Genomic DNA, 413 nt, shown 5'->3' on the forward strand with positions numbered 1-413 from the left:
GGTCTGCACTGCGGCAACAGCCCGGTGCAGGCTGCTAACTGGATCAATATCGGCAACCCGGAGCTTATCGGCAAGCACGCCGGACATCCGGTACCTGTCGGGACGGGCGGGACACTGCGTGACTATGTGCCATTTTATTTTACCCCCTTCTCGCCAATGCTGATGAACATCCACAGCGGACGTGGCGGCATTAAGCAACGCCCCAATGAAGAGATCGTTATTCTGGTCAGCAGCCTGCGGCACGTGGCAGCACACGACGTGCCCTTCGTGTTTACCGACAGCCATGCTTACTATAACTGGACCAACTACTACACCAGTCTGGATAGTCTGGACCAGATCGACTGGCCCATTTTGCAGGCACGGGACTTTCGCCGCGATCCAGACGATCCGGCTAAATTTGAACGCTATCAGGC

At 56.4% G+C, this 413-nt stretch carries 1 protein-coding gene; it reads left to right on the forward strand.

What is annotated here, in order from left to right:
- Positions 1 to 413 (forward strand): DUF4433 domain-containing protein (locus WCE05_RS26225; protein ID WP_368816869.1); only part of this gene is annotated, 413 nt, incomplete at both ends.

This window comes from Pseudomonas sp. I2, from assembly GCF_040984075.1.
Classification (GTDB): domain Bacteria; phylum Pseudomonadota; class Gammaproteobacteria; order Pseudomonadales; family Pseudomonadaceae; genus Aquipseudomonas; species Aquipseudomonas guariconensis_B.